Genomic DNA, 6,208 nt, shown 5'->3' on the forward strand with positions numbered 1-6,208 from the left:
GAGCGGCGTAAGCCGCGAAGCTGATGTTCCAGAAGCGCACGGCATACAGGCGGTCTGAAGATGTGCTTGCTTCGCGGCTTACGCCGCTCCCACAAAAGCAAGGCTGTGCGACGTCGTCAAAGCAAAGGCCCGCTTGCGCGGGCCTTTGTTGTTAACAGCATGCATTGCAACTCAGAATGGCTTGAGCTTGCCCAGCGCCATGATCACCAGAATGATCAACCAGATGCACAGCACCGGAATCTTCACTCTCGCCACCAGCTGCTTGAGTGACTGCTGCTCGGCATCGCTTGCGGTGCCGGTCACCACCTTGCCAAACAACGGGCCAAACGGCCGCAGCTGGATGCGCACCAGCAGGCCCATGCTGATGATGCCGGCGAACAGGATGAGCTTGGCTCCCAACCAGCGGCTCTGCGCGATATAGCCACCGTCGCTGAGCGCATCGATGCCGGCCGCAACACAGCCGACCAGCACCAGCAGGCGCAGGTAGAAATCAACGCGTGCGATGCGCAGGCCGCTGGCCGAATGCTCCTTGATGAAGGCCGCCCAGGCCAGGCCCAGCCACGCCAGCGTGCCCAGCCACACCAGCCACAACCAGCCATCCAGGGGCAGCAGGCCGGCCTTGGTGGCAATGGTCAGGCCGGTGCCCAGGGCCATGATCAGGCAGGTACGCGGGATCATGTCCAGCAGCATCATCGCCTTGGCCGAGAACAGCCGCACCGGCAGTGGTTGTGCAGGGTCGGCGATCTTGCCAGCGATGTAGAACACACCCAGGTCGCCGCCCAGCCAATAGCCGCCGATCAGAAGGTGCAGCAGCAACAGCAGTTGATAGTCCATCGTGGTCTCCAGAAGACATCACTCCCGGTTGGGAGCATCGTTATCCGCAAAAAACATCGCTCCCGGTTGGGAGCGATGGGCGCAGCAGGCAGTGAAGGCTTACCAGAAGCGGTACTTGAACTCGACCCCGTAGGTGCGCGGCACGTTCGGGTAGATCACGCCGATGCCCAGCCCGGCGATATCAAAGCCACCGGTGGAATAGAACTTGTCGCCGAGGTTCTTGCCCCATGCCGCTACCGACCAGTTGGCATCGCGTGGCTCATAGGAGATGCGTGCGTTGTACTCGGTGTTGGCGCGGGTCATGATCAACCGCGAAGTGTCCTGGTTCTGGTAGTACTCATCGGTGTGCCGCGCCTGCGCACTGAACACCAGGTCGGCATTGCCAACCGGCTGCACGTAGGTACCTGCCAGGGTCCACTGCATGTCCGGCGAGCTCTTCATCGAGCGGCCTCTGAAGTAGGCGGCATTGACCGCCGCATAGTCCTTGTACTCGCCGTCGATGGTGCCGATGCTGGCGTCCACGCGCAGCTTGCTGGTCAGCTGCGCCTGCGCTTCGACTTCAATGCCCTGGATCAGTGCGCCGGTGGCGTTGGTCATCACGAACACGCCGTCCGAGTTGACCGCAGTCAACTGGATGCCATCGTAATCCAGCCGGTAGTAATCGGCGTTCAAACGCAGGCGGTTGTCCCAAAGCGTGGATTTCACACCAACTTCGTAAGCACGCAGCGTCTCCGCGTCGACGGGTGTCACCGTGGCATAGGTGGTGCCGCGGCCGTTGAAACCGCCACTCTTGAAGCCGGTGGTGACGCTGGCGTAGCCCATCACGTTGTCGCTGAAGTCATAGGATAGCAGCACTTTCCAGTCAGGCCGGTTCCAGCTTTTCTCCAGCGCCTTGCTGTAGTTGGGATCGCCGTTGGCCTTCACCGAGCGCACCGAAAAGTCCTTGTTCTCGTAGCTGTAGCGCCCGCCAAGGGTCAAGGTCAGCTTGTCGTTGAACTTGTAGTCGCCCTGCGCATACAGCGCATAGGCCGAGGTGTCCTGCTCGACGAAGTTGGTACCGCCACGGGTGAAGATGTCGTTGCGGGTCGGCTGGTTGTTGTGTTCCCAGAACGCGAACACACCGGCCACCCAGCTGAAGGGACCGTCCAGCTGCGAGGTGAACTGTGCTTCATAGCCCTTCTGGTTCTGCTTCTGGTCCTGTTCCAGGTGGTAACGCATCTGGCTGGTGCCATCGACGTCCATGTAGAAATGGTGCTCGAGGGTGCGGTAGTGCGCGATGCTGCGCCAGGAGAATGCGCCGAAGTCGGTTTCGTTGGTCAGCGCAATGCCGAACTGATCCAGATCGTTGAGGCCGCGCGTGTCAGTTTCGGTCTTGTAGTAGCTGCCCAGCTTTGGTGAGACCGTGTCGGTCGTGGTGTCCAGCGCAACCGGCGTGCCCCAGGCCGGGGTGGAACGTTCGCGCAGACGATCGATGCTCAGCGTCGCGTAGGACGACTCGCCCCAGGTGCTGGCGAAGGCCAGGCGCCCTGCCAGCACGTCCTGGTCATTGACCCAGCGGTTGTTGGTGATGTCATGCATGATGCCGTCGCGATTGCGGCTCAACACCGCCGCCGAGACGTCGAGCGTCTCGCCGATGCGGGTGGTGAACATCGCGCGGCCATCGAACCGGCCAAAGTTGCCGATGCTGCCATCGAAGCTCAGTTTCTCCTCACCGGTCGGCTTCTTCGAGATGTAGCGGATGGCGCCGCCGGTGGCGTTGCGGCCGTACAGCGTGCCCTGCGGGCCGCGCAGCACTTCGATGCGGTCCACGTCGTAGAGGTCGAACATCGCGCCGTTCTGGCGGGCGATGTAGACGTCGTCTATGTACAGTGCCACCGCCGGGTCGTTGGTGAACATCGACTCATCGGCGCCGACACCGCGCATGATGATCTTGGCGCCGGAGCTGGTGCCGGTGTTCTGTTCGATGATGATGTTGGGCGTGGTGAACTTGATGTCGTCCACGCGCTTGATCTGCATGCGATCCAGCGCCGGGCCACTGATCACGCTCATGCTGAGCGGGGTCTTCTGGATCTGTTCTTCGCGACGCTGGGCGGTCACGCTGACCTGGTCAAGCTGCACAGCATCCTTGTCGGACGACTGGGCGTAGGCGTCGCCGCTGCCGATGGCCGTCATGATCGCAACTGTTAACGCACTCCGGTACAGAACATCTTTCATGACTCGCCTCGTAGCGTGATGAAGGAAAAGCTCGGTCGGGTGGGGGGAACGCAAGGACATATAGATATATCAATGCTTCCTAAGGAGTATTCCGCCATTTGTCCGGACAATCAACAGGACTATTGCAGGTTTTTTACGCCAGCTTCCGAATGCTGGAAATGAGGACATCTTATTGAAATAAAAGAATTTTATAGAAATGAATGGGGAGGACTATTTGTCCTATAGGTGTGGTCGATAGGTCATTTCCCGTGTGTGCTGCAAATGCCGCACACACGGCAAACCGGCGCTTTGGCTGACAGCTCAGTGCGCAGGCTTGATTGATTTATTGATATAACAATAGTCATATCGGCCACCGTGATTACGCCCATGCAGACCGCAACGTCCGTCCGTCGCCAGTTCATCCGCATCGGTGATCGCACCGTGCATTACCGATATGCAGGGCAGGGGCCGGTGCTGCTGTTGCTGCATCAGTCGCCACAGAACTCGCGCATGTGGCTGCAGATGATCGGGCGCTTCGCCGATCGCTATACGGTGATCGCACCCGATACTCCGGGCTTTGGCTATTCCGATCCGTTGGCGGATGCTTCACCGGGCATCGATCGCTTCGCCGAAGCCACCCTGGAGTTTGCCGATGCGCTGGGTATCGAGCGCTTTGCTCTGTTCGGCATGCATACCGGCGGCTTGATCGGCATGCATCTGGCGTGGATGGCGCCACAGCGCCTGCATTGCCTGATCATCGATGGCTACGCGTTGTTCAACGATGCCGAGCGCGCACGCTACAGCGACAAGTACCTCCCGGTATTCCTGCCGACATGGGATGGCGCGCACCTGCGCTGGCTGTGGTCGCGCATGCGTGAGCAGCTGTACTTCTTCCCATGGTGCGATCCGTCCGCCGAGTGCGCGATTGCACTGCAGCCGTATAGCGCGCAGGGCACGCACGAGGCGGCGATGGACATCCTCGATGTGGGCGACAACTACCGCAGCGGCTATGGCGCTGCGTTCCGCTACAGCGAACGCCAACGCGTTGGCGAGCTGCGTTGCCCGGCCTGGTTGGTGTACCGGCCCGATGATGTGCTGCTGAGCCATCGGCAGCGCCTGCCGGTGTTGCCGGACAACGTGATCAGCGTGGAAGAGCCCGGCGGCGTGGAGGGCCTGCATGGGCGCATGGACACGATCCTGCAGCAATACGCCGTGCCGCCCGCCGTGCCCGTGGAATTGTCCGCACGTGAGCTGCAGGGCTGGACACGGCGTGTCATCGACACCGCGCTTGGCGAGGTGGCGGTGCGACTGCGACGCGGCACTGCAGATGCCGTGCTGCATATCCATGCGCCGGGACAGGCACCGTTGCCGGTGTCAGCGTTGCCGGAGGATGCACGTACCCAGATCGCCATCGAGCTGCCAGGCCACGCGGGCTCGGCCGAGATCAGCGCACCGTTGAGCGCGGAGACCATGCAGACGGCGTTGCGTGCGGTAATTGCCGATCTGGCGCCGGATCAGGCTATTGCATTGCACGCACAGGAAGGCGCGGCAGCGTATGTGCCCGCGCTGGCCGAATGGTTGGGCACGCGTTTGAGTGAGGTGGTGCTGCACAAGCCGTGGCTGCTGCGGGCTGGCGAGTGCGAGCGCCTGCTCGCACAGTTGCCGGATCCTGCCGTTCACGCCGCCGGCGGTCATATGGCGGAAGTCTGGCAGTGGGAGCGTGAGCGCCACCTGCTGTGGCCGTGGTTGGCGCCCAGCGCAGCCGCGCGCAGGTTGGTAGTGGGCCCGGAGACCGCACAGGTGCACGCAAACGTGGTCGAGCTGTTGCGGCTTGGTTCGCAGTTGCCGGTGCTGTTTGCCGGCGTTGCGGTGGCGGACATCGAGCGCGAACTACTGGCCTTGCAGGTGCCGATGACGCTGCATGCCGATCCCCAGGACGACTATCAGGGGCGCACCGCCGCGCTGACGGCACAGCTGGCAGCACGCTGAGCCGATACAGCGCAGCCGCTTCAGGGCGGCTGCGCTGTGCACGCATCAGGCCGGTTGCAGCAGCTCCAGCTGTTCACCATCCGGGCCGAGCAAGGTGGCGATGGCGCAATGCCCGAAGCCGGGCACATCGAGGACGTCACGTGCGATCAACTGCGCGCCCAGTTGCTGCAGCCGCTCCACATCGGCGTCCAGCGCATCACTGAGCAGTGTGGCCGAGAGGATGCCGATATTCGGCGGCACCGCGACATCGCGCAGCGGTGCATCGGGCAGGTGCTGCATGTCGAGATAGGCGAACATCTCCACACGGCCGGGCACGATGTGACCGTCCTTGATCAGGTTGACGTTGTGTATGCGCACCGGCCGGTCCGTGCCCAGCAGTGTCTGCAGCTCGGGGAAGTCGAGCACGCGGTCGAACAACACCTCAAAACCAAGCGCCTTGTAGAAGGCCACCGAACGCGCTACATCGCGGGTGGCCAGGGCAATGGTCTGCACCACGCTGACATCGGTATCCAGCGGACCACGCAGCTCGCCGCCGCGTTCGTAGGAGAACACGTCCAGGCGGACGCCATCGGGGTCATCATTGATTGAATCGCGTACCGCGACCTGCTCGCTGACTTCCCAATAGCTGGGTTCATGCGCGCTGCTGCCGCCGGCAGCCGTGATTGCCTGCATCGTTGCCAGCGCATCCGCGCAGCGGAAGTTGAGGGCGTAGTAGCCGCTGCCGTTGTAGAGGTTGTCGGCGTTCCACAGCTGCTGCCCGGGTGCGTCGAAGGCGACCAGTCGGATCCTCCCCAATCCCGAGTCGTCGGGCGCGATGACGGCGTACTCGCCGCGCAGCGTGGCATCGAAACGCCATAGCGGCGCCAGTCCGGCGTGCAGCGCCCCGCGTGCCTGTACACGGTAACCAAGTGCGTTCTCATAGAAGGCGCAGGCTCGCTGCAGATCGCTTACGCCAAGGGTGACTGCCTTCACTTCGGACAACATGCCGGACTCCTGGATCAGGAACGTGGAAAGGTCATACCTGTTTCGATCCTGCAATATGTCCGGACAAATTGTCCAGTGGAGCTGGTCTGGTTGGGGGCAGGTGTCGTGCCGAGCCATGCTCGGCAGGGGGCATTACCGGTAAGGCTTCACATGTAGTGCCGAGCCATGCTCGGCAGGGGCCTTTACCGGTAAAGCTCCAGCCGAGCAT

At 62.2% G+C, this 6,208-nt stretch carries 4 protein-coding genes; 1 reads left to right on the plus strand and 3 read right to left on the minus strand.

What is annotated here, in order from left to right; translation table 11 throughout:
* Positions 1-171 precede the first annotated feature (171 nt).
* Positions 172-834 carry a hypothetical protein gene (locus QMX78_RS19500; RefSeq protein WP_282272697.1) on the minus strand — a complete coding sequence of 221 codons (663 nt, stop codon included), beginning with the start codon at positions 832-834 and terminating at the stop codon, positions 172-174.
* Between the two features lie 99 nt (positions 835-933).
* The gene (locus QMX78_RS19505; RefSeq protein WP_282272698.1) at positions 934-3,048 is read right to left on the minus strand and encodes a TonB-dependent receptor; all 2,115 of its coding nucleotides are present in this window, start codon (positions 3,046-3,048) and stop codon (positions 934-936) included.
* Between the two features lie 366 nt (positions 3,049-3,414).
* On the opposite strand from QMX78_RS19505, the gene QMX78_RS19510 reads away from it, so the two are divergent.
* Positions 3,415-5,016 (plus strand): alpha/beta hydrolase, encoded by a 1,602-nt coding sequence (locus tag QMX78_RS19510; protein WP_282272700.1) that lies wholly within the window; start codon positions 3,415-3,417, stop codon positions 5,014-5,016.
* 45 nt (positions 5,017-5,061) lie between these two features.
* Here QMX78_RS19510 and QMX78_RS19515 read toward each other — a convergent pair whose 3' ends face one another.
* Positions 5,062-6,000, minus strand: a complete 939-nt coding sequence (locus tag QMX78_RS19515) for a VOC family protein (protein ID WP_282272702.1) — start codon at positions 5,998-6,000, stop codon at positions 5,062-5,064.
* Positions 6,001-6,208: the final 208 nt, after the last annotated feature.

Origin of the sequence: Stenotrophomonas sp. PS02298 (assembly GCF_029959445.1) — a bacterium.
Taxonomy (GTDB): Bacteria; Pseudomonadota; Gammaproteobacteria; order Xanthomonadales; family Xanthomonadaceae; genus Stenotrophomonas.

Excerpts from the sequence above, each read along its gene's own strand:
- QMX78_RS19510 (WP_282272700.1), top strand. The coding sequence starts at position 3,415 with ATGCAGACCGCAACGTCCGTCCGTCGCCAGTTCATCCGCATCGGTGAT.
- QMX78_RS19505 (WP_282272698.1), bottom strand. The coding sequence starts at position 3,048 with ATGAAAGATGTTCTGTACCGGAGTGCGTTAACAGTTGCGATCATGACG.
- QMX78_RS19500 (WP_282272697.1), bottom strand. The coding sequence starts at position 834 with ATGGACTATCAACTGCTGTTGCTGCTGCACCTTCTGATCGGCGGCTAT.
- QMX78_RS19515 (WP_282272702.1), bottom strand. The coding sequence starts at position 6,000 with ATGTTGTCCGAAGTGAAGGCAGTCACCCTTGGCGTAAGCGATCTGCAG.